The sequence below is a fragment of the Streptomyces sp. NPDC058274 genome (assembly GCF_042881375.1).
In the GTDB taxonomy this organism is placed as follows: domain Bacteria; phylum Actinomycetota; class Actinomycetes; order Streptomycetales; family Streptomycetaceae; genus Streptomyces.
Genome location: NZ_JBHVXW010000003.1, coordinates 296926 through 320252, shown reverse-complemented (window position 1 = coordinate 320252; position 23327 = coordinate 296926). Strand labels below are relative to the sequence as shown.

Below are 23327 nucleotides of genomic sequence, written 5' to 3'. Positions count from 1 at the left end.
CCGTGTGGTCGTGGGGACGGGCTACTCGGTGACCTGATCCGGGGTGACGACATGGGTGATGCCCCGGGCCGCGAGGTGTTCCTTGTCGTCGGCGCGGCTCGCGAGAACGGTGGTGGGTCGGGCGCCGTCGGCGGTCAGCCGGGCGAAGGCGTCGAAGACGGGGCCGCCGGGGGCGCACACGGAGCGGCCGGGGGCGGTGTCGACGACCAGCGCGGTGGTGCGCGGGGCCGGGGCGTGCGGTCGCTGTTCCTTGACGATCGCCGCGAGTGCCTCCGCGGCCGGCTTGGGGCGTCGGTCGTTGGTCAACAGGCCGAGACCGTATTCGAGTTCGGGGAAGTCGGCGAGAGCGCGGCTGACATCGTGCGAGCACCACCAGGTGATGCCCCACAGGTCCGGGCAGTCGAGGGCGTTCTGGACGGTGGCCTCGGTGAAGGCGGCCGCGTGCTCGGCGGGGATCAGCGGAGCGGGCGCGCCGACCTCCTGGAGCCAGACCGGCCGGCGGGGGTCGTCCGCCCAGGCCTTCGACAGCTCCACCAGGTAGGCCGCGTGGTGCTCGGTGGCGGTGCCGGTACGGCCGTGGCGCTGGGCGGTGCCGTTGAACACCCAGGAGTGCACGGCGGTGACGGCGCCGAGCCCGGCGGAGTGTTCGGGCGTGAAGGGCTGGTCGTCCTGGTACCAGGCGGCGTCGTACGAGGCGTGCAGATGCAGCTTGCCGGGGGCGCCCTCCTCGCAGGCGGCGAGCAGCCGGGTCAGCCAGCTCTCGGCCTGCTCCGGGGTGATGTGGTCCGGGTCGGGGTGGGGGCCCGCCGCGAACTGGTTGACCTCGTTGCCGATCGTCATGCCGATGAAGTTGGGGCGGTCGGCGAGCGCGGCGGCGAGGGTGCGCAGGTACTCCGCCTCCCCCTCCACCACCTGGGGGTCGGTGAAGATGTTCCGCCGGTGCCAGGTCTGGGTCCAGGAGGGCAGGAAGTCGAAGCTCGACAGGTGGCCCTGGAGTCCGTCCACGTTGACGTCCAGCCCGCGCTCGGCGGCGGCGTCGGCCAGCGCGACGAGCTGCTCGACGGCACGCGGCCGGATCAGTGTGCGGTTGGGCTGGAAGTAGGGCCACAGCGGGAAGACCCGGATGTGGTCGAGGCCGAGCGCGGCGATCGAGTCGAGATCGGCGCGTACGGCGTCGAGGTCGAAGTCGAGCCAGTGGTGGAACCACCCTTCGCTCGGGGTGTAGTTGACGCCGAAGCGTACGACAGAGGGCATGCAGGATCCTTGCGAATCGGAAAAAAGCGGGGGGTTCGGCACTCGGTCGCGGACGCGGGGCTCAGCCCTTCACCGCGCCTTCGCCGACGCCGCGGAAGAAGTACCGCTGGAGACAGGCGAAGAGGGCGATCAGCGGCGCCACGGCGATGATGGTGCCGGCGGCGACGAGCCGTTCGTCGTTGGCGAAGGTGCCGTGCAGATAGTTGAGTCCGATGGTCAGGGTGAACTTCGACGGGTCGCTGAGCACGATGAGCGGCCACAGGAAGTCGTCCCAGGCCCCCATGAACGCGAAGATCGCGACCACGGCGAGCGTGCCCTTCACCGACGGCAGCGCGATCCGCAGGAACCGCTGCCAGGCGTTCGCCCCGTCGACGTAGGCCGCCTCCTCGATCTCGTACGGGAGGTTGAGGAAGGCGTTGCGCATCAGCAGGACGTTCATCGCGCTGACACAGGCGGGCAGCACCACCCCGATGAGGGTGTTGTTCAGGCCGAGTTCACGCATGGTGGTGAACTGGGCGATGATGATGCTCTCCGCCGGGACGAGCATCGCCAGGATGAAGACCAGCGTGGCCACGTTGCGTCCGCGGTAGCGCAGCCGGGCCAGGGCGTAGCCCGCGAGGGCGGAGCCCACGCAGTTGGTGACGACGTTGGCACCCGCGACCTTCAGCGAGTTGAGCGCGTAGTCCCAGACGGGGATGGTGTCGGCGACCCGCTGGTAGTTGTGCAAGGTGGGGTCGCTCGGCAGGAACTTGGGCGGTGAGCTGAAGATGTCCTCGGTCGGGCCCTTGAGCGAGGTCGACAGCTGCCACACGAAGGGGCCGACGGTCAGGGCGAGGACACCGAGCAACAGCAGGTAGCGCAGGGCGAGTTCCCAGACGCGGATACGGCGGCCGTGCTCGTCGGTGACACGGCGGCGGGGCTTGGCCGTGGCCGTCGGCAGCTCGGCGGGAGGTGCCTTCTCGATGGTGCTCACGCGTCCTCCTTCCGGTCGGCGCGCAGCACGAGCAGCATCAGCGCGACGGTGACGACGAAGACGACGACCGAGATGGCGGAGGCGTAGCCGACGCGGCCGGTCAGTCCGGTGCCGGTGCGCTGGACGAGCATGACGAGGGTGGTGTCCTCGCCCGCGGGACCGCCGTCCGGGCCCGCCATCAGATACACCTCGGAGAACACCTTGAAGGCGGCGACCGAGGAGAGCGCGGCGACCAGCACCATGGTGGAGCGGACGGCGGGCACGGTGACGGTGAAGAACCGGCGGATCGCGCCCGCGCCGTCGACCGACGCGGCCTCGTGCAGCTCGCGGGGCACATTGGCGAGCGCCGCCAGGTAAATGATCATGTAGTAGCCGAGGCCCTTCCAGACCGTGACGGCCATGGCGCTCAGCAGGAGCAGCCACTGGTCGCTGAGGAAGCCGACCTTGCCGACCCCGATCGCCTCCAGCAGCGAGTTCACCAGGCCGCGTTCGTCCAGGAGCCACACCCAGATCAGACCGACCACGACGATGGACGCGACCACCGGGGTGTAGAAGGCCGACCGGAAGAAGGTGATGCCGGGGATGTTTTTCTGGACCAGCAGGGCGAGCAGCAGCGGCAGCAGCACCAGCGCGGGCACGACACCGACGACGTACAGCGCGCTGTTGCGCAGCCCGGTCCAGAACATCTCGTCGTGCAGCAGCTCGCGGAAGTTGTCCAGGCCCACGAACTGGCCGGGGATCAGCGTCCGGCGGTCGGTGAAGGCGTTGACCAGCGTGGAGACGAACGGGTAGAGGATGAAGGCCCCGGCGATCAGCAGCCCGGGTGCGGCGAACAGCCAGGGGGTGCTGGGCAGATGACGCCGGACCCGCCCCGGTCGCCCCGCGGGCCGTGGGTCCTTCTGCCGCCCTGGACGCCGCACCCGCGCGACGGTGGAACTCGCCATGTCGGTTCAGCCCTGCTGCTTCAGTAGCGTGTTGCACGCCTTGACGGCGTTGTCCAGTGCCGCCTTGGGGCTTTCCTTGCCCTGGAGCGCCTTGGCGACCTCGTTGCGCAGTGCGGTCTTCATCTGCTCGCTGAAGAGGACCGGCGTGTAATTCACCGCGTTCTTCAGGGACTTGGCGGCGGCGATGCGCACGCGCGTCTCGTCGGTCCCGTCCTCCTTGGTGAAGTACGGGTCGTCCAGTGAGCCGGCGGTGCTCGGGAAGATCGCGACCTTCTTGGCGAAGGACATCTGGTTCTGGGCGTCGGTGACGTAGTGGGCGAAGGCGACCGCGGCCGGTGTGTGCTTGGTGCGCGAGTTCACCATCACGCCCATGACGTACATGTTGACCTTGCCGGTGCTGGTGATCTGGTCCGTGATGCCGATGTTCTTGTACAGGTTCGGCGCCTGCTTCTTGAAGTTGCCGAGGTCCAGTGCACTGCCGGGGTTCATGGCGACGGCCCCGGTGAGGAACTTCTTGCCGGAGGACTCCGGGGTCGCGGTCAGCGCCTGCGAGTCGAGCGCCTTCGCGTCGTACAACTCCTTGTACTTGGTGAGGAGTTCGATGCCCTTGGCGTCGTTGAACGAGAAGGCGGTGCCTTCCTTGTTCATCAGCTGGACGCCGTAGCGGCCGAAGTCCTCGACCGTGGGCACGTTGGCGAGGGTGGCGACCTTGCCGTCGCTCTTCTTCGCCAGTTCCAGGGCGTCGGAGAAGAGTTCGTCGTACGTCGTCGGGGGCTTCTCGGGGTCGAGCCCGGCGTCGTTGAACAGGCTCTTGTTGTAGAACAGCGGGCCGGTGTTGAGGTACCAGGGGAAGGCGTAGGTCCCGGTCATGCCCGGTATCCGGTGGCTGGCCCAGGCGCCGTCCAGGTACTCCTTCTTGTACTTGGCGGCGGACTTGTCGAGGTCGAGCGCGAGGCCCGCCTTGGCCAGCGGGGCGACCAGGTCGGGCGAGACGTTCACGACGTCGGGCAGGGTGCCGCCGGCCGCGTCCGCGCTGATCTTGTCGGCGTAGCCCTCGGCGGGCTGGTCGACCCACTTCACCTTCGTGTCGGGGTACTTCTTCTCGAAGTCGGCGATCACGCCCTCGAAGTACGACTTGAAGTTGGCCCTCAGGTTCCAGGTCTGGAACGTGATGTTGCCTTCGATCTTGCCGGAGGCGTCCGTCGAACCGCTGCTGTCGTCACCGGAGCCGCAGGCGCTCAGCGGCAGGACGACAGCGACGGCGGCGGCGGCGAGTGCTCTGCGGGGCATGCGCACGGTGACCGGGCTCCTTTGCACGGGTTGGCGAATGGTGCCGGGGCAGACCTTGCATCCAACGCGCAGGGGAAGTCAATGGATTTGGGGCACCTAAATTCATTAGCTGCCTTCGTCGCTCCCAACTGCGCAGGTCAGCGGAGTCTGCTGGACCTCTTGCAATCAGCGACTAATGCGCTTTAGATTGCCTCAGCTCAAGCGCATTAGTACGCCGTCCCAGCAGAACTTGGAGCCAGGTTGCCAGCCAAGCGGTCGCCCGCCCGCCGGCCGACGATGAAGGACATCGCGCAGCGCGCCGGGGTCTCCGAGAGCGCGGTCTCCTTCGCGCTCAACGACCGGCCGGGGGTCTCCGAGGTCACCCGCGCCCGGGTCCGCCGGGTCGCCGAGCAGCTGGGCTGGCGGCCCAGCGCGGCGGCCCGCCAGCTGTCCGGCGAAGGGGCGGCCACGGTCGGTCTGGTGGTGGCGCGCCCCGCCGACACGCTGGGCGTGGACTCGTTCTTCCTCCAGCTGATCTCGGGCATCCAGGAAGTACTGGCGGAGCGTCATCTCGGCCTGCTCTTCCAGGTGGTCGAGGACGTGGACGCCGAGTGCGCGGTCTACCGGCGGTGGTGGGCCGAGCACCGCGTGGACGGAGTGCTGGTCGTCGATCCGCGGACCGACGATCCCCGGCCGGACCTCCTCGACGAGCTGGGGCTGCCCGCCGTCGTCATCGGGGGCGTGCCGGACGCCGGCCATCCCGGGCTGTCCATCGTCTGGGCGGACGACGCCGGGGCGATGGCCTCCGTGGTGGGCGGGCTCCACGCGCTCGGCCACCGCCGGATCGTGCACATCGCGGGCCTGCCGGGGCTCGCCCACACCGAGCGCCGCATCCGCACCCTGCGCGCCGAGGCCGAGCGGCGGGGCCTCGCCGAGGTGCGTTCGGTGACCACGGACTACTCGGACGCCGAGGGCGCGGCCGTCACCCGCCGGGTGCTGGAGGGCGTCGCACCGCCGACCGCGCTGGTGTACGACAACGACGTGATGGCCGTCGCCGGGGTCGCCGCCGCGACGGAGCTGGGCTTCTCCGTGCCGGGCGACGTGTCGGTGGTGGCGTGGGAGGACTCCGCGCTGTGCCGGATGGTCAAGCCCTGGCTGTCCGCGCTCTCCCGCGACACCGTGGAGTTCGGCCGGACGGCCGCGCGGGAGCTGACCGCGCTCCTGGACGGCGGTCCGGCGCGCACGGTGCAGGTCCCGGTGCCGCGGCTGATCGAGCGGGACAGCACGGGGGCCCGTGGCGCGTGAGACGGACGGCGTGTCCGGCGTTCACTGCGCCGCAGAACCACCCCGAGGCGGTTCGGCCCCTCAGGAGGCCTCGACCGCGGCCTTGATCCGCTGCCCGAACGCGTCGGCGTCCTTGCGTGCCGCGCCCAGGGCGAGGCCCACCAGGAGCTTGCCGATGCCATGGCCTTCGAGGACGTTGAAGATCCTGACGCGGGTCGTGCCCAGGCCGGTCGCCTCGAAGTCGTAGCCGCCCTGGTCCGCCGTCACGAGGTTCTTCGAGACCTCCGTCCAGCGGATCCGGTGGGGCGGCTCGAACTCGGTGATCCGGAAGGTCCGGCCGGTCTTCATGCCGGCGTCCTTGACCGTGCTCGTGAACACCGTGCCGACGGCCGTCGGGCCCTCCGGCGTCTTGGTGATCTTCTGGACCCTGGGGCTGAACTCGGGGTCGTGCGTGCCCTCGGCGAGGTAGGCGAAGACCTCCTCGACAGGACGGTTGATCTCGGCCTTCGCCTCGAACTGACCGGACACGGTTCCTCCTGTGCTGCGGTCGCTGGAGCTCCGGCTGAGCGCCCGAGTCCGCCCAGCGGTCCCAGCCTACGGGCCCGGCCCCGCCCGTGCAGGTCGCACGGAGTGCCCCGATCCGGGACCGGGCACGGACGGGACCGGCCCGCGTCAGCGAGGCGCGGGGTCAGCCATGCCACTCCACCTTGAACACCCAGACATGCCTGCCGGCCTTGCGTGCCGCCTCCGGTACGTCGATCACCAGTGAACCGTTGCTCACGGTCCAGGTCAGGGGCCGGTGGTAACCCAGCATGCTGACCCTGTCACCACCGCGGATCGGCACCGGTGCTTCGACGGTCAGCTTGCTGCCGGGTGCGGTCAGCGAATGGATGTAGAAGGCCATGTTCTGCCGGACCGTGAAACGGAGGTCCTCGCCGAGCTCCGCCATCCGCGACCAGTACGTGGTGTCGTAGATCGCCTCGCCGTTGACCTTGAGCCAGCGGCCCGTCTCCCTGAGCCGGGTCTGCATGATCTCCGGGATGGTGCCGTCGGCGCGCGGGCCGATGTCGAGCAGGAAGTTGCCGTTCTTGGAGACGATGTCGACCAGGCTGTGGACGACCTCCTCGGTGGTCATGTAAGCATCGTCCGGAGTCGCCCTGTTGTAGCCGTAGCTGCGGGGGTCGAGGCCACGGCTGGACTCCCACTTGGCGACGACGGTGTTCTCGTACGTGGCGTACTCAGGGGTCGTGAAGTCGTGGAAGCCGATCCCCGAACGGTCGTTGACGGTCACCTCGTACGGCTTGGCCCTGTTCTTGCCGTGGTTGAAGTACTCGGCGAGCACCTCGACGCTGCCGTTGGCCCCGCCGATGTCGCACCAGATCAGGGCCGGGTCGTAGCCATGGATCAGCTCCAGCATCTGCGGAGCCTGATAGTCCTTCACATAGTCCTTGCCCGCGGTGTATCCGGTGTACGGAAGCGGCTCCAGGGTGTACGGATTGCGCGGGGCATGGCCCATCCACGGGTTGTCCGGGTTGAACCACTCGGGCATCGAGAAGTACAGGCCGCGTTTGAGTTCCGGCGTGAACCGCTGGGAGGCGTCGAAGAGTTCGCGGACGAGATCGCGCTTCGGGCCCATTTTCACGGAGTTGCGGTCGGCGAACTCGGTGTCCCACAGCGCGAAGCCCTCATGGTGCTTCGACGTCAGGACGTGGTACTGCGCGCCCGCGTCCCGGAACAGCTCCACCCACGCCCGCGGGTTGAACTTCTCCGCCGTGAACATGGGGATGAAGTCGTCGTACGCGAAGTCCTCGCCGTAGGTCTCGCGGTGATACGCGTACACCGCGTTGCCGGGGCTCTCCATGTGGTTCCAGTACCACTCGGCGTACTGCTTGCCGACCGGCGACCAGGCGGGCACCGAGTAGACACCCCAGTGGATGAAGATGCCGAACTTGGCGCGGTGGAACCAGTACGGCGCCTGATGACCCCTCAGTGACTCCTCGGTGGCCCGGTAGTCGGGAACACCCAGGATCAACTTGCTGCTCTCCGCGTCGACTTGCCGGCCGCGCCCGCTGACGATCACCTTGCCGTCCTGCGCCGTTCCCGGCTTCGTACCCACGCGGTTGCGGATGCCGACACGGACGCGCGCCTGCTCGCCGGGATCGAGCCGCGTCACGGGCGCGGGTTCGACGGTGCGGGCGCCCGGCACCTCGACCCCGACCGACACCTGGTCACCGGCGAGGACCGCAATCGTGCCCGCGTTGACGACGGTGGCCTCCACGCTCTGGGCGCCGCTCGACTCCAGGAGCGAGAAGGTGGAGTGCGCGTCCCGCAGGGCCAACGCCCGCCCCTGGGCGGCTGGTTGGAGCGAGAGCGCGAAGACGTGCAGGGATGTCCGGTTCTCCTCGGCGGGGTGGGTGACCGGCAGGGTCAGGGCGACCGCCTCGCGCTGCGGGTCGATCCAGACCTCCGCCGTCCCGATGCCGACGGCGTGTTCGTCCTTGGTGCCGTCCGGCCGGTAGCGGTAGGGGGCGGACAGGGCGCCGCCCGCGTACCAGTCGGACCCGCCGAGCCCGGCCGTCGTGGCCGAACCGTCCGCGTAGTGCACGGTGGCCTTGCCGGAGGCGTCGCCGTAGCTGCCGGCGGTGAGGAACAGGGCCGACAGATAGCGGCCCTTGGGGAGATCGAGGCGCTGGCCGAGCGCGACCACGTTGTTCTTCGCGCCCGCGGCCGACGACGGGAAGAGGAACGGGATTCCGCCGACCTCCACACGGCCCGCGGGGAGTTCCTCACCCGGGAACGTGTAGCCCGACCCGTCGAAGCTCCCGCCGTGCGCGGTGGCGGTGTCGATCCCGTCGTTGTCGAAGTGGGTGTCGAGGGGCACGGGTATCGGGTCGGGCACCGGGACCCACTGGCCCTTGTTCCGGGCGTCGGCCGGGGTCACGGGGAGGGCCTCGGCCGACGCCGGGCCGGCTGTCGCGGCGGAGGCGGAGGCGGCCAGGGGAACGGTCGCGGCGACAGCGGCTCCCGCGGCGGCTCCCAGGACCTGACGTCTTGGATACGTACTCATGAGCGGCTCCAATTCATCGGATGTTTGATGATCGAGCCGCCTTGAAATCCTGTCAATGGGGCACGCAGGGAAGGAAGTTGAGCGAGTGGTCGGATGACCCTCGGTCCTGCCCCGATGCGTTTCGGCGTCCGCGGGAAAGTCCAAGGGGAGAGACGCGGATGTCCAAGGGGACGGGTCGCGACCGGCCGGGGTGACGGGTTCGGTCGCCCGAGCGGAGGCGGTCGGCGCACAGGACGCGCCGTCCGGTACCGCGTCCAGCCGGTCCGGTCACGGCTGTCTGCAACGCCGGAGCCCGGCACTCTCGACGCGGCCCCCGTTCCCGGGCACAGTGCTCCTCGTACTACTCACGAGTAGGACGAGTACGTCCACGCGTCACCACACGACAGGGAGCGCCCGTGACCAGCTGGGTCGGCCGGACCGCCACCGAGATAGCCGCCGCCGTACGCGAGAAGCGGGCCACGCCACGTGAGGTGGTGGCCGAGCACCTCGCCCGGATCGAGCGCCTCGACGCCCGGGTCGGCGCGTTCCGCGCGCTGCGCACCGAGGCTGCCCTCGCGGAGGCCGACGAGCTGGCCACGAGGGATCTCTCCGGACTCCCTCTGGCCGGCGTGCCCGTGGCCGTCAAGGACAACCTGGCCGTACGCGGCGAGTCCACCCGCAACGGTTCGGCGGCGACTCCCGGGACCCCGGCCGAGCACGACCACGTCACCGTGGCCCGGCTGCGCGCGGCGGGCGCAGTGGTGGTGGGGCTGACGAACGTGCCCGAGCTCTGCGTCTTCGGGACCACGGACGGGGTGCACGGCATCGCCCGCAACCCGTGGGACACCTCGCGCACGGCCGGCGGTTCGTCGGGCGGGAGCGCCGCCGCGGTCGCGGCCGGGATGGTCCCGATCGCCCTCGGCAACGACGGCATGGGCTCCCTGCGCATCCCGGCCGCCCACTGCGGTCTGGTCGGACTGAAGCCGGGCCACGGCACGGTCCCGGCCGGAATCGGCCACGGCGACTGGTTCGGCATGTCGGAGAACGGCCCGCTCGCGACCACCGTCGAGGACGCCCGCCTGATGTTCACGGTCCTCGCCGGCACCGAGGCCGGCACCGAGGCCGAGCGTGCCGGAGTGAGCACCGCGGATACCGGCGCCGGTGCCGAGCCTGCCGAGGTGAGCCCCGCAGACCCGAGCGCCGACGCCGGGCACACCGACGTAAGCCCCGCAGATGCCGGTGCCGAGCGCGCCGAGGCGAGTCCCGCAGATGCCGGCCCCGGCGACACCGGCGCCGTACCGGCACGCGGACCCGTCACCCACACCATCGCCCTGTCCCTGCGCAGCCCCCTCCTCGGTGTGCGTATCACCCGTCCGTATACGACCGCGGCCCGCGAGGCCGCCGAGCTGCTGGCCGGGGCGGGTCACCGGATCAGCGCGGCCGAGCCGCCGTACCCGTGGTGGCTCAGCACGACGTCACTCGCCCATTGGACGGCGGGCACGGCGGTGGACGCCGAGGAGCTCGACCGTGGGCTGCTCACCCGGCGCACCCGCGTCCACGCGGCCGTGGGGCGCCGCTTCGTGCGAGGCGTACATGGCGGCGGTCGCCGTGAGCAGCTGCGCCGCAGGATGGAACCGTTCTTCGCGGAGCACGACGTGCTGCTCACCCCGGCGCTCGCCAGGCGAGGTCCGGCCGCGGCGCCGTGGCACGAGCGGGGCTGGCTGCGCAACCTGCTGGTCAACACCGCCTGTTCGCCGCTGACGCCGACCTGGAATCTCACCGGCTGGCCCGCCCTGTCGGTCCCGTTCGGCACGCTGCCGTCGGGCCTCCCGTGTGCCGTACAACTCGTGGGGCGGCCCGGTTCGGAGCTGGTTCTCCTCGAAGTGGCGGAGCAATTGGAGAAGCTGCGCCCCTGGGCCCGCACGGCACCTCTGGACTAGCGGCCGCCGTCCGACGCGAGGGACCAGCGCGCCCCTCGCGGCGGGCCGCCCCGTCCCGACGCGAGGGATCAGCGCCCCTCGCGGCTACAGCGCTTTGTACATGATGTGCAGTCCCACGCGCCCGTGCCGTGGGTGTTCGTAGGCGTCCGGCACCGTGCCGAGGATCGTGAAGCCGAGCGAAGTCCACAGTCCGACCGCGGGGTTGGTCTCCACGACGGCGTTGAACACCATGGCGCGGTAGCCCTCGGCCTTCGCGGCGGCGAGGAGGTGTTCGGCGAGCGCGCGGCCGATGCCGCGTCCGCAACGGCCGGGATCGACCATGAAGCCGGCGTTGGCGATCCGGGCGGCGGGACCGCCGTAGTTGGGGGTGACGTAGGCCGAGCCGACGACGGCGCCGGTGTCGTCCTCGGCGACGTACACCCGCTTGCCCGGGCCCATCCACAGGGCGCGGGCGGCCTCCTCGGAGGTGCCGGGGTCCCAGGCGTAGGTCTCGGCGGCGGCGACGATGCGGTGCCAGAAAGGCCAGATCCGCGGCCAGTCCTCGGCCGCGGCTTCTCTGATCAGCATGGGCGCGAGTCTGGCACGCCCATGCCGTCAGCTGTCGCGATGGGTTCCTCTTCCGGAGGTCCAGAGGTCCGGAGACCCAGAGGTCCGGAGACCCGGAGGTCAGTCCACGCTGGGCAGGATGTGCGGCTCGGCGAGGTCGTCCTCGTAACCCGCCAGCCGGATCGGGGCGGACCTGGACCACACGTCCAGACTGCCGAGCTTCTTGTCGGGCCCCCGGCCTGCGCGCTCCATACGTTCCTTGGAGCGTTGATCGCTACTCGTCTTCTCCGGTGTCACCGCGCACTCCTTATGTGTCGGGTCACCCTCGGGACGTACTGGCCCAGTCTGCTGCTGTGCGCCTGACGTCCGCTCGGGTCTTGGTCGAAGCAGTTCGGACGCGGTGGCGCCGGTAACTCGTATGAGAGCAGGCCGTGATGACCGGCAAGTCCCGGGACGGACCGTGGGTGTGGGTGGAACCCAGTCTGGCTGTCCGTCCGGTACAGAGTAACCAAATGAGCGGACGCCCGCTCGATGGGGCTGAAAACTCGAGGTAACTGTCTCGAGTCATTCAGCGTCCATCCGGCCCCGGTATGCCGCAATTTGAGGGACTGTGCCCTGCTTCATCGCCACCCGTTCGGCGCAACGGCTGGAAGAGAGTGCGGGACACCCGGAAAACGCGGAAGAGATGAAGAGCGCGGGGCGGACGGCGCCCCGACCGACGGCCGGAGCGGGCCCGCACCACCACGACGCCCCGGCGGTTCCGGCCGGCCGAAGGAACCACCGGGAGAGACCCAGCCGATGCACGCCATCCTGCACGCTCTGTCCATCACCGGCTCGATGACCTGGGAGATCACCTGGGCACTGATCCTCGGGTTCGGGCTGTCCGCGGTCGTGCAGGCGGTGGTGCGCAGGTCGACGGTCGTACGGCTGCTGGGCGACGACCGGCCGCGGACGCTCGCGGTCGCCGCCGGACTCGGCGCGGCCTCCTCGTCCTGTTCGTACGCGGCCGTGGCCCTGGCGCGCTCGCTGTTCCGCAAGGGCGCGAACTTCACGGCGGCGATGGCCTTCGAGATCGCCTCGACCAATCTGGTGGTCGAACTCGGCGTGATTCTGGCCCTGTTGATGGGCTGGCAGTTCACCGTGGCCGAGTTCGTCGGCGGTCCGGTCATGATCGTGGTCCTGGCGGTGCTCTTCCGGATCTTCCTGCGGGAGGGGCTGCTGCGTGCCGCCCGGGAGCGGGCGGAGCGCGGGATCGCCGGGTCGATGGAGGGGCATGCCGCGATGGACATGTCGGTCCGCGGAGAAGGGTCGTTCGTACGGCGGCTGTTCTCACGCGACGGCTTCACTTCGGTGGCGCACGTCTTCGTGATGGAGTGGGCGGCCATCCTGCGTGATCTCGTGATCGGCCTGCTGATCGCGGGGGCCATCGCGGCCTGGGTGCCCGACACGTTCTGGCGCTCGTTCTTCCTGGACGGGCATCCGCTCGCCGCGAAGGTGATCGGTCCGCTCGTGGGGCCGCTGGTGGCGATCGCCTCGTTCGTGTGCTCCATCGGGAACGTGCCGCTGGCCGTCGTGCTCTGGAAGGGCGGCATCAGTTTCGGCGGCGCGGTCGCGTTCATCTTCGCCGACCTGCTGATCCTGCCCATCCTGAACATCTACCGGAAGTACTACGGACCGCGGATGACCGGCTTCCTGCTGGTCACGTTCTACGCGGCCATGGTGCTGGCGGGGTACGTCGTGGAGTTCCTCTTCGGCGGTCTCGGCCTGATCCCCGACCAGGGCGACGCGAAGATCCCCACGCAGGGCGTCACCTGGAACTACACGACCTGGCTCAACATCGCGTTCCTGCTGCTCGCGGCCGCTCTGGTCCTGCGGTTCCTGCGCACGGGCGGCCCGGCCATGCTGCGGATGATGGGCGGCGCTCCGGAGACGGCGGCCGGTCACGATGAGAACGGGAACGGGAACGAAGGACACGGGCACGGGCACCACTGACCAGGAACCGCGGTTCAGGTTCCGTCGGCGCGGCGGGTCCGCTGTCTCCCCTCGGCCCGGGGCCGTCGGAACGTGAAGGCCGCGGCCACCCCGCCGATCAGTCCGAACAGATGCCCCTGCCAGCTGACCCCTTCGGTCGTCGGCAGCACTCCCCACAGGATCGAGCCGTAGACCGCGCCGACGAGGAGACCGACAGCACCCGGAGCAGGACGACCCAGCCCGCCATCAGGGCAGCCGCGCCCTTGACCCGCTCACCGCGTGACGCCGGTGCGGGAAGAGTCGTGCGGTGCGGTACGGCTCGTACGCCATGGGAACCCCCTGTGTGCCCTCGTGTGGTGTTCAACGCCGTGCGGGCGTGGCCCGGTTCCCGCCAGTCGTCCGATTCGGTCGGCAAACGCCTATTCCTGGACCTGGTGTGTCAAGTCAAGACGTCTCCAGGCAGACTTCATGCGTTGTAGTCCCACCACCATGAGGATCACGCATGATCACGCTCAAGAAGGAAGACGGCCCGGCGGATCTGGACGGGGTGACCCACCTGTCCATCGGGGTGTCCTGGGACCCCACCGCCGGCAGCAGTGGCGGGGTGATCGGGAAGATCCGCCGGAAGACCGGCACCGACCTTGACCTGATCGCCATCGCGATGCAGGGGGCGGACCCCGTGCGGCTCGCCGGCCTCGATTCCCTGGATCCGCTGGGCAACGGCGCGTTGGTGCACAGCGGCGACAACCAGACCGGACGCGGGGACGGTGACGACGAGACCGTGACCGTCGAGTTCAGCCGGGTCCCGCCGAACATCACGGCGATCGTCTTCGTCGCCGCCGCCTACAAGAAGGGCAGTTCCTTCCAGAAGGCGCGCAACATCAGTTTCAAGGTGTATGACGCCACCGGCGGCACCACCCAGCAGGTCGCCGACATCTGGCCCAGCCTGCTCAGCAGCGACAACGGCTGCGCCGTGGCCAAGGCGATCCGGGCCGGGTCGAGCTGGAAGCTCGAGGTGATCAACACGACGGGGAAGATCAAGCAGGGCGACGAGCAGGCCCTGATGCGCTTCGCGGTGAGCAAGTAGCAAGTGCCGTGAGCTGACAACTCGCCACGGCGCGGCCCGCCGGCTCCCCCACCACGGACCGGCCCCGAGCCGCCCCTGGTGACTGACGGCCCGTCATAAGACCGTACGCGGATGATGCCGCCGTACGGACTTGAGGACAGGACCGCCCTGGTCACCGGGGGCGCGCGGAACCGGGCGGCCGGTGGCCGAGCAGCCGGCGCGGGCCGGACGCCGGGTCTGCGTCAGGCACGGGACCCGGAGCGCCGGCCTCGGACGCGGCGGAGTGGATCACCGGAGCCGATCTGCTGGTGGACGGCGGTACGCGCGTACGGGCGGCGCACCCCCGGACCGCACGCCCCGGGGCCGCACACCCCGGAACCGCACACCCCGGGACCGCACACCCCAGGGTCGCTCCCCTCAGCGGCGTACGCCGTCCATGACCGGCTGCGGAACCGCGCGCCGAGCCCCCGCTGACGGCGTCACCACTTGCCGGGCGCGTAGTCCTTCATGAAGACGCCGAACACATCCTCGCCCTGCTCACCGCGGACGATCGGGTCGTATACACGGGCCGCGCCGTCGATGAGGTCGAGCGGGGCGTGGAAGCCCGCGTCGGCGAGGCGCATCTTGTCGGGGTGCGGGCGCTCGTCGGTGATCCAGCCGGTGTCGACGGCCGTCATCAGGATGCCGTCCTTCTCGAACATCTCCTGGGCGCTGGTGCGCGTGAGCATGTTCAGGGCCGCCTTGGCCATGTTGGTGTGCGGGTGGCCCGCTCCCTTGTAGCCGCGGTTGAAGACACCCTCCATCGCGGAGACGTTCACGATGTACGTGCGCTCCGCCTGCGCGGCCGCCATCGACGCCCGCAGCCGGCTGATGAGGATGAACGGCGCGGTGGAGTTGCAGAGCTGGACCTCCAGGAGCTCGACCGGCGTGACCTCCTCGACGGACTGGATCCAGCTGTTGGTGTCGTGCAGGTCGGGCACGAGCCCGCCCGCGTCGATGGCCGTGCCGGCCGCGATGCGCTCCAGGGACGCCGAGCCGGACACCAGCGCGAGGTCCGTGACCTCCTTGGCGGTGAGTGCACCGCCCCCGGCGACCGGGAGCGCGGCCACGGCGCCCGAACCGAAGGTGCCGATCACCTCGGCGGGCGGCAGCTCACCGGTGGGCAGCGGGCCCGACTCGGCGGCGAGCAGCTCGCTGTACGCGCCCGGGGAGCGGCGGACGGTCTGCGCCGCGTTGTTGATCAGGATGTCCAGCGGACCCTCGGCGGCCACGGATTCGGCGAGGGCGACGACCTGGGCGGGGTCGCGCAGGTCGATGCCGACGATCTTCAGCCGGCCGATCCACTCGTCGCTGTCGGGCATGGCCTTGAAGCGGCGGATGGCGTCGTTCGGGAAGCGTGTGGTGATGGTGGTGTGCGCGCCGTCGCGGAGCAGCCTGAGCGCGATGTACATGCCGATCTTGGCGCGGCCGCCGGTGAGCAGCGCGCGCTTGCCGGTGAGGTCGGCGCGGGCGTCGCGGCGGGAGCGGTTCTCGGCGGCGCAGTTCTGGCAGAGCTGGTGGTAGAAGTAGTCGACCTCGACGTACCGCGCCTTGCAGATGTAGCAGGAGCGCGGGCGCTGGAGTATCCCCGCGATCTCGCCCTGTTCCGTCACCGACGAGGGCAGGATGCCCTCCGTCTCGTCGTCGATGCGCTGGGCGGAGCCGGTGGCCGTGGACTCGGTGACCGCCTTGTCGTGGGCGGTCTTGGCGGCCCGGCGCTCCTGGCGGCGGCGCTGCTTGACCGTGCGGTAGATGCCCGCGGTGGCGCGGCGCACGGCGACGGCGTCCGGGTGGTCGACGTCCAGCTTGTCGAGCTCGTCGAGCACGCTCAGGCAGACGGCCATCCGCTCCGGGTCGATGCCGGGGCCGTACGCGGCGTCCGCCACCCCTGCCGTGTCCACGGCGGAGGTCGCCTGGCTGTCGTCTGTCACCGTCATGGCCGTTGCCGTTCCTCGGGTTCAGCGCCGCGCTCGAACCGCGCTCGCCTTCGAAGGCGGAATTTTACGGAGCACAGGGCAAAGGCACCAAACCCGCGGTGATCATGGAGCCGTCCGCGACCGGTTCCGGGCCCGCGGCGAGCGCCGCCCGGCGGCCCGGACCCCGCCGGTCAGACCGTGCACGCGGCGAGCAGCGCCCCGACCTCCTCGGACAGCGCACGCGCCAGTACGTCCAGGTCCGGCACGGCCTCCGCGTCGGCGACGAGCCCGTAGTGGACGCGGCCGCGGAACGTGGAGACGGCGACCGCCAGGGACTGCCCGCGGGCCAGCGGGGCGAACGGATAGACCTCGGTGAGCGGGCAGCCGCCGAGCTTCAGCCCGAGGCTGGGCAGCGGCACGCTGGTGACGAGGATGTCGTAGAGGAGCCGGGCCGCCTGTCCGACGACGGGTCCGCCGAGCCGGTGCCCGAGTGCCGGCACATGGTCGGCCAGCAGGGCGACGGCGCCCGCTCCGCGGTTCGGCCCCGCGTCCTTGTTGCGGTCCATGGCCGTGCGCACGGTGCGCAGCCGGGCGAGCGGGTCCGGGTCGTCGACCGGGAGCCGTATGAGATAGCCGGAGAGCCGGTTGCCCTGCGGGTGCGCGGTGCGCGGACGGCGCCGGGAGACCGGGATCAGGGCGCGGGGCGCGACCCCTGCGCTGCCGTCGCCGCGCTCGTCCAGCCAGCGGCGCAGGGCGCCCGCGACGACGGCGATCAGGACGTCGTTGACGGTGCCGCCCACGGTCTTGCGGATGCGGTGCACCTCGTCGAGGTCGATGACGACGCCGGCGGTGCGGCGGGTGCCGGTGGCCTCGGAGGTGAGCGCGGGCGAGGACCGTACGCCCAAGGTGGCGCGGGCGACGGAGGCGCCGATGTCGAGGGCCCGGCCCAGGTCGGAGAGGGTGCCGCGGACCAGGCCCGGCAGCTTGCGGACGTCCGGGAAGAGGCCCCGCGGGGGCTCCGCCGGGCGCGGCCGGGGGGCCGGCATGTCCATCGGGTCCATGAGCGCCGCGGCGAGCATCAGCGCCCGCAGCCCGTCGGCCAGGGCGTGGTGGAACTTGAAGAGGATGGCGAAGGACACGCCGTCCTCGCCCGGCAGCACATGGGCCTCCCACGGGGGCTTGTCGCGCTCCAGCGGGCGTTCCATGAGGCGGCCCGCTTCCGCATGGAAGTCCGCGGACGGGGCGTGCAGCCGTACGTGGTCGAGCGGGTCGAAGTCGGGGGCGGGCTCGCGGGCCGCGCCGCCGAAGGAGAGCGGGAAGGCCGGCGAGGTCAGCGGGAGCCTCGGCGGCTGCCACACGTCGCGGATCCGCATGCGCAGCCCCGGCACCGCGGCGGCGCGGGCGGCGAGCAGGTCGGCCGCATGGGCGCCCGCGGTGGGCGAATGAGCCGTGAAGACCCCGAGGGCACCGAGGTGCATCGGGTGCTGGGCGGACTCGATGTTCCAGAACGCCAGGTCGAGTGGTGCGAGCAGGTCGGAGGTCAAAGGCTTGCTCTCGCGTCGACGACGGGTGAACAAGCAGTCAATCCCCGCCAGGCGATTACGGTCAAGTACGATCAAGCTACGCTCAGTTAACAGCAGATTAAGTCCCGCCCCGCGGGGAGGGGCGGGACTCAAGTGCCACCTGAGGTCAGTTCAGCGCAGGAGGCGCCGCGTCGGCCGCCGTACCCCACCCGGACGGCTCGCCGCCGACCGTGAAGGCGAGCGAGCGCAGCCCCCTCAGCGACTCGGTCGTCAGATACGTCCGGTCGTAGGCGGCACCGTCCGTGCGGGCCGACTGGATGTACCGGGCGGTGTCCGAGGTGCCCGGTGCCGTGATGGTCAGCCCGCCGCGCGGGTAGTAGCGGCGGTCGAGGGTCAGATCGACCCGGTCGAAGACGGGTGTGGACAGGCCCCACGTGTCGTAGCCGGGCTGCACCGGGAAGATCCCGAGCGACGACAGGACGTTCCAGGCCGACATGGTGCCCAGGTCGTCGTTGCCGGTCATGCCGGTCGGGGCGTCCGTGAAGAGCGTCAGCGCGGCGTGCACCACGTCGGTCGTCTTCCAGGGCTGCCCGGTGGAGAGATACGTGTACGGGGCGATCAGGTCGGGCTCGTTCTGCGGGTTGTACTTGTCCGCGTTGTAGTAGTCGTACGGGCCGTTGACCCACACGTCGCGAGCGGTCCTCGCCGGGTCCTTCAGCAGTTGCTCGTACGCGAAGAACGAGTCGAGCCGGTCATTGGCCGCCTGCTGGCCGCCGATCAGGTCGACCATGCCCGGGAGGTCCTGCGGCACGAGCCACTGGTACTGCCAGGACGTGCCCTCGTGGAAGCCCTCGCTCTTGGCCGGGTCCGCCGGTCCCGCGAAGGCGCCGGACGCGTCCCGGGCCCGGAAGAAGCCGGTCGAGGGGTCGAAGATCTCGCGGTAGTTCTGCGCCCGGTCGGCATAGCGCGCGGCGTCCGCCTCATGGCCCAGGTCCCCCGCCATCTCGGCGAGCATCGCGTCCGACAGGGCGTACTCCAGGGTCGCCGAGGGGCCGTGGTCGTAGTCGGAGTCGCCGGGCTTCGCGTGCGGGCGGCCCTTGATGTAGGGCGCGAAGCCGTTCGCGATGTACTCCTGGTTGGCCTCGCGGCCCACTGCGGGCGAGTCGGCCGGCGGCACCCCGTCGGCGTTCTTCTTCAGCGCGCGGTAGGCCCGCTCCTCATAGCCCTTCAGCAGACCCTGCTGGTAGGCGTTGGTGAGGAAGGGGGTCACCGGGTCGCCGGTCATGATGTTCGTCTCGGCCGTGCCGTAGCCCCATTTGGGCAGCCAGCCGCTCTCCTCGTCGATTTTCACGACGGAGATCGCCATGTCCCGCGCCTCGCGCGGCGCGAGGAGGGAGAGGAGCTGGGACTGGGTGCGGTAGGTGTCCCACAGTGACCAGTTCTGGTAGTACGTGAACCCGTCCGCGCGGTGGATCCGCTGGTCCCAGCCGGTGTAGCGGCCGTCGGCGTCGCTGCCGATGTTGGGCGCCAGGAAGGACCGGTACAGGGACGAGTAGAAGGTGCGGCGAAGGGTGTCGCTGCCGCCCTTCGCGCGTACGTCGCCGAGGCGTGCCTCCCAGGAACGCTGCGCCTCACGGCGGACGGTGTCGAAGGAACGCCCGCCTTCGGAGCGGAGGTTGGCCGCGGCGCCGCGGGCGTCGACGTACGACAGGGCGGTGGTCGCCTCGACCGTACGGTCCTTGCTCGTGTCGAAGCGGACGAAGGCGCCGTTGCGACCGGTGCCCGCCGACTCCCTGGAGCCCGGGGTGACGGTGTCGCCGTTCCAGGTGCCGGAAGTGGTGAACGGCCGGTCGAACCGGGTGATCGTGTAGACCGTGTACGGCTTCGTGGCCTGGCAGAAACCGCTGCCGGTGATGGCGGTGCGCACCGTGCGGCTGTCGAGGATCTCGACCTTGGTGGAGACCGTCCTGTGCAGCGACTGGCCCGCGTTGAGCAGCACGTTGGCCTTGTCCGTGGCCGGGAAGGTGTAGCGCTGCACGCCGGTGCGTTCCGAGGCGGTCAGCTCGGCCTCGATGCCGGTCTTCAGGCCGACCCGGTAGGAGCCGGGGCTCGCGCTCTCGTCGTCGTGGCTGAACTCGGCCTGGTATTTCGAGTAGTCCGTCTGGCCGACGTCCCCGGTCGTGGGCAGCACCGGCAGGTCACCGCCCAGACCGCAGCCCACGCCCGACAGATGGACGAGGGAGAAGCCGCGGATGTGGTTCTGGGAGTAGTCGTAGCCGGTGTTGTGACCGGTGTCCGGCGAGAACTGCACCATGCCGAAGGGCACGGCGGCGCCTGGGTAGGTGTTGCCTTCGTTCTGTGTCCCGATGAACGGGTTGACCAGATCGGTGAGTTGACCGGCGCGCGGGGCGGCGGCCTGAGCCGCCGGAGCCGCGAGAGCGCCGCCGAGGAGCGCGGCCGCCGCGACCACCGTCCCCGCACCGCGTAGCCGTTGGGTCCATCTCATGGGCGGGACCGCCTCCTCAAGGCTTGGACAACGTTGTCAAAGCGCACAGCGCGCTCATTCTTCGTCGTGCGGATGTACTCGTCAAGGGTCGCGGCCGGGCGGGGAATTCGGCATTCAGGCGAACCGCGGCTGTCCTGCGAAGCGACCTCGCACACGCCGGCTCCCGGGTCCTGGATCCCCCGCCCCGGGTCCGCCCGCCCGCGGCCCCGGCGGAGCGTCGCGGTACGGTCCGCCCTCCGTCGAGCGGCGGGCGGACCGTGCCGGCGAACCGTCAGCGGGTCGGCGCGAGGCGCGCGCGGTGCAGCGGGGAGGCTCTCACCGCGAGCGCCCCGCCGTCAGGAGCAACCCGCCGGCGTCGGCTGCGACGCGTCGTGGATCAGCGCGTCATGGGCCGCCTTGAGCCGCTGCACATCGGGCTTGACCACCTTCCGGTCGTAGGTCAGCAGCCCGTTCAGCTCGCCCTCCACATCCGAGATCTGGGTGTAGACGGCGCCATTGCCGCCCTTGCAGGCGAGCTGGTGCACTTCGGCCAGCCGGGCCAGGTAGTCGTCCGTGTACGCCGACGGGTCCACGTCCACGTACGACTGCTGCACCGACCAGGCGTGGCCCGGCACCGCGAGGCCGAGGCCGCCGTACTCGCCGCTGACCAGCGCCCGTTTCCCGTCGGGGTGGGGTGGCAGCGCCGGGCTCGGATAGCCGTGCTCGTCCATGATGTCGCCGGTGCCGCCGTCGGCTCCCAGGTTGAGGCCCGACATGCTGTTGACCAGCCGGGTGGGATCCCAGGACTTGGCCTGGTCGGCGATGCGGGCCTCGTCGTACTGGCCCCAGCCCTCGTTGAAGGTCACCCACATGACGATCGACGGGCTGCTGATGTGCTCGTCGATCATCTGCTTCATCTCGCGCTCGTACTCGGCGCGGGACGCGGCGTCCGGGTTCACCCCGGCGGTCATCGCGGGCATGTCCTGCCAGACCATCAGGCCCAGCTTGTCCGCCCAGTAGAACCAGCGGTCGGGTTCGACCTTGATGTGCTTGCGGACGGCGTTGAAGCCCATCTGCTTGTGCATCTTCAGGTCGTACGCGAGGGCCTGGTCGGTCGGCGCGGTGTGCAGTCCGTCCGGCCAGAAGCCCTGGTCGAGCGTGGCCATCATGAAGACGGGCTTGCCGTTCAGGACGGTGCGCGGGGTGCCGTTCACCTGCTCGACGGCTATGGCACGCATCCCGAAGTAGCTCCTGACGCGGTCGCGCCCGACGCTCACGTCGAGGTCGTAGAGGAACGGGTCGTCGGGCGACCACAGACGAGCGTTCGGGATGTCGAGGGTCAGCGGGGTGCCGGTCCGTCCGGTCGCCGTGCCGACCTTGCGCTGCCCCTGGTACGCCGTCGCCTTGACGGTCACTCCGGCACGAACGCCCTTGGTTTCTATGGCCAGTTGACCGTCCCTGACATCGGGCGTGAGCTTGAGCGAGTCGACGTGGTCGGCCGCCACCGGCTCCATCCAGACGGTCTGCCAGATACCGGACGACGGCGTGTACCAGATGCCGCTGGGGTCCAGGCGCTGCTTGCCGACCGGCGGGTTCTCGCCGCCCTGCGCGTCGGTCGGGTCGTACACCCCGACGATGAGTTCCTGGGTGCGGCCCGGCTTCAGGGCGTCCGTGATGTCGGCGCTGAACTTGTCGTAGCCGCCCTTGTGCTGGGCGACCTTGGTGCCGTTGACGTACACCTCGGACTGCCAGTCGACGGCTCCGAAGTTGAGCTGGAGCCGTTTGCCGGAGCCGACCTTCCAGTCGCGGGGGACGGTGAAGGTGCGGCGGTACCACATGCGGTCCTCGTGCCGCTCGATGCCGGAGAGCTGGGACTCCACGGGGTAGGGCACGAGGATCTTCTCCCCGAGGTTCCTGCCGACCGGGGGCCGCTCGCCGGCCTCGGCAGCGGCGAACTGCCATGACCCGTTGAGGTTCTGCCAGTCGTCGCGGGTCAACTGGGGCCGCGGGTACTCGGGGTGCGCGTTGCCCGGTCCGACGTCGTCCGCCCACTGTGTGCGCAGTTCGTACGTGGAATGGTTCGGGCCGCTGCTCCAGAAGGCGTTGACAACGTTGCCGTTCGCTCCGGAGAGCCCGCCCTTGCCGTCGTAGCGCAGATCGGCGGTGCCCCGGGCGGTGCCGGTCCTGTTGCCGACGACCGGCTCCTTGAGGCCGATGAGCAGGGCTTTGGGGTCGGCCGGATCCAACTTGGCTGAGGTCAGGGGCCACTTGGCGCCGCCGATCACGGCCTCGGCGTGATCGGTGAATCCGGCCGGGGGCGCGGCCAGGTCCTGGGCGAAGTCGAGACGGAGCGTACGGCCGTCCGCCGTGACGGTGGTCGCGACGGCGCCGTCGTAGACGTATCCGTCGGGCAGCCGGAACGCGGACTGCGGGACGGCCGTCTTGCTGCTGCCGGGTGGGGTCCAGCGCAGATGGAGGTTGGAGCCGCCGAAGTGCTCGAAGTACTCGACCTTGAGGTCGTAGGCGTGCCCGGCGGTCAGCTCGACCGGCTGCGAGGTCTGCTCCCGGTCCCAGTCGTCGACCCAGTGGTCGATGGTCAGCTTGCCGTCGACCCACAGCCGGAAGCCGTTGTCGCCGGTGATCGAGAAGGTGTGGGCGCCGGTCTTCTCCGGCACGATCCTGCCGGTCCAGCGGACGCTGACGTCGTCCGGCTGTCCGGTGGCGAAGTCCAGCCGCGGCTCCAGATTGTCGAAGTCGAGGCGGGGGTCGAATCCGGTGGCCTTGAGCTCGTGGAAGTCGAAGGCTCCGGGTGCGGACTGGGTGTAGTACTCGCCCTTCAGGCCGTGGACCTCAACAGGGTCGTCGGCCGCGGTCGCGGTGGGTACGGCGGCGAGTCCCGCCGTGCCGAGCACCGCTGCGAGCAGGAGCGCCATGCGGATTCTGAGTCGTCTGATGCTCACGATCCTCCTTGGCTGAGGAAGGGTGGCGGCTCGTTGCTTCAGTCTGTACAACGTTGGAAGGAACGGCAGTTGGCATGAGAGCACGGCTCCCGGCCGCTGTCCAGGGTCATG

Annotated in this window: 16 protein-coding genes and 1 pseudogene; 4 read left to right on the top strand and 13 right to left on the bottom strand. The window is 70.2% G+C overall.

Translation table 11 applies throughout. The features are described 5' to 3' along the window. Window positions 1-21: 21 nt before the first annotated feature. The 4 genes from ACFVYF_RS08695 to ACFVYF_RS08680 all read right to left on the bottom strand — a co-directional run bounded on the left by ACFVYF_RS08695 (window position 22) and on the right by ACFVYF_RS08680 (window position 4461). The gene (locus tag ACFVYF_RS08695; protein ID WP_389452875.1) at window positions 22-1254 is read right to left on the bottom strand and encodes a glycosyl hydrolase; all 1233 of its coding nucleotides are present in this window, start codon (window positions 1252-1254) and stop codon (window positions 22-24) included. Window positions 1255-1315: 61 nt separating this feature from the next. Further along, window positions 1316-2227, bottom strand: coding sequence for a carbohydrate ABC transporter permease (locus tag ACFVYF_RS08690; protein ID WP_389452872.1), 912 nt, complete (start codon window positions 2225-2227; stop codon window positions 1316-1318). Beyond that, complete coding sequence (locus tag ACFVYF_RS08685) at window positions 2224-3171, bottom strand: carbohydrate ABC transporter permease (protein WP_389452870.1); 948 nt, start codon at window positions 3169-3171, stop codon at window positions 2224-2226. The genes ACFVYF_RS08690 and ACFVYF_RS08685 overlap by 4 nt, the downstream gene beginning before the upstream one ends. A 6-nt stretch (window positions 3172-3177) precedes the next feature. Further along, window positions 3178-4461, bottom strand: coding sequence for an ABC transporter substrate-binding protein (locus tag ACFVYF_RS08680; protein WP_389453607.1), 1284 nt, complete (start codon window positions 4459-4461; stop codon window positions 3178-3180). Window positions 4462-4701: 240 nt separating this feature from the next. On the opposite strand from ACFVYF_RS08680, the gene ACFVYF_RS08675 reads away from it, so the two are divergent. Further along, entirely contained in the window at window positions 4702-5745 is a 1044-nt protein-coding gene (locus ACFVYF_RS08675; protein WP_389452867.1) for a LacI family DNA-binding transcriptional regulator, read from the top strand. A 60-nt stretch (window positions 5746-5805) separates the two neighbouring features. Here ACFVYF_RS08675 and ACFVYF_RS08670 read toward each other — a convergent pair whose 3' ends face one another. Continuing rightward, window positions 5806-6252 carry an SRPBCC family protein gene (locus ACFVYF_RS08670; protein ID WP_389452864.1) on the bottom strand — a complete coding sequence of 149 codons (447 nt, stop codon included), beginning with the start codon at window positions 6250-6252 and terminating at the stop codon, window positions 5806-5808. A 160-nt stretch (window positions 6253-6412) separates the two neighbouring features. Then, window positions 6413-8791, bottom strand: a complete 2379-nt coding sequence (locus ACFVYF_RS08665) for an alpha-L-fucosidase (RefSeq protein ID WP_389452861.1) — start codon at window positions 8789-8791, stop codon at window positions 6413-6415. 395 nt (window positions 8792-9186) lie between these two features. Between ACFVYF_RS08665 and ACFVYF_RS08660 the strand changes: the two genes are divergently transcribed. Continuing rightward, entirely contained in the window at window positions 9187-10710 is a 1524-nt protein-coding gene (locus ACFVYF_RS08660; protein WP_389452859.1) for an amidase, read from the top strand. Between the two features lie 84 nt (window positions 10711-10794). On the opposite strand, the gene ACFVYF_RS08655 is transcribed toward ACFVYF_RS08660, so the two are convergent. Then, window positions 10795-11277: a GNAT family N-acetyltransferase gene (locus ACFVYF_RS08655; protein ID WP_389452856.1), complete on the bottom strand. Its 483-nt coding sequence runs from the start codon at window positions 11275-11277 to the stop codon at window positions 10795-10797. 99 nt (window positions 11278-11376) lie between these two features. Beyond that, a complete protein-coding gene (locus ACFVYF_RS08650; RefSeq protein ID WP_389453644.1) occupies window positions 11377-11508 on the bottom strand; it encodes a hypothetical protein in 132 nt (43 codons plus the stop codon). 546 nt (window positions 11509-12054) lie between these two features. Here ACFVYF_RS08650 and ACFVYF_RS08645 point away from each other — a divergent pair. Continuing rightward, window positions 12055-13248 (top strand): permease, encoded by a 1194-nt coding sequence (locus tag ACFVYF_RS08645; protein ID WP_389452853.1) that lies wholly within the window; start codon window positions 12055-12057, stop codon window positions 13246-13248. 14 nt (window positions 13249-13262) lie between these two features. On the opposite strand, the pseudogene ACFVYF_RS08640 reads toward ACFVYF_RS08645, so the two are convergent. Then, window positions 13263-13442, bottom strand: a pseudogene (locus tag ACFVYF_RS08640) (rhomboid family intramembrane serine protease); the annotation flags it as partial. 287 nt (window positions 13443-13729) lie between these two features. Here ACFVYF_RS08640 and ACFVYF_RS08635 point away from each other — a divergent pair. Next, on the top strand, window positions 13730-14314 hold the full coding sequence (locus ACFVYF_RS08635) for a TerD family protein (protein ID WP_389452850.1): 585 nt from the start codon (window positions 13730-13732) through the stop codon (window positions 14312-14314). Between the two features lie 458 nt (window positions 14315-14772). Here the strand turns inward: ACFVYF_RS08635 and ACFVYF_RS08630 are convergent, their stop codons facing one another. The 4 genes from ACFVYF_RS08630 to ACFVYF_RS08615 all read right to left on the bottom strand — a co-directional run bounded on the left by ACFVYF_RS08630 (window position 14773) and on the right by ACFVYF_RS08615 (window position 23216). After that, a complete protein-coding gene (locus ACFVYF_RS08630; protein WP_389452847.1) occupies window positions 14773-16269 on the bottom strand; it encodes an SDR family NAD(P)-dependent oxidoreductase in 1497 nt (498 codons plus the stop codon). Between the two features lie 170 nt (window positions 16270-16439). After that, on the bottom strand, window positions 16440-17792 hold the full coding sequence (locus tag ACFVYF_RS08625; protein ID WP_389453604.1) for a wax ester/triacylglycerol synthase family O-acyltransferase: 1353 nt from the start codon (window positions 17790-17792) through the stop codon (window positions 16440-16442). A gap of 145 nt (window positions 17793-17937) precedes the next feature. Further along, the gene (locus tag ACFVYF_RS08620) at window positions 17938-20277 is read right to left on the bottom strand and encodes a GH92 family glycosyl hydrolase (protein ID WP_389452844.1); all 2340 of its coding nucleotides are present in this window, start codon (window positions 20275-20277) and stop codon (window positions 17938-17940) included. 335 nt (window positions 20278-20612) lie between these two features. Next, window positions 20613-23216 carry a PA14 domain-containing protein gene (locus ACFVYF_RS08615; RefSeq protein ID WP_389452841.1) on the bottom strand — a complete coding sequence of 868 codons (2604 nt, stop codon included), beginning with the start codon at window positions 23214-23216 and terminating at the stop codon, window positions 20613-20615. Window positions 23217-23327 lie beyond the last annotated feature (111 nt).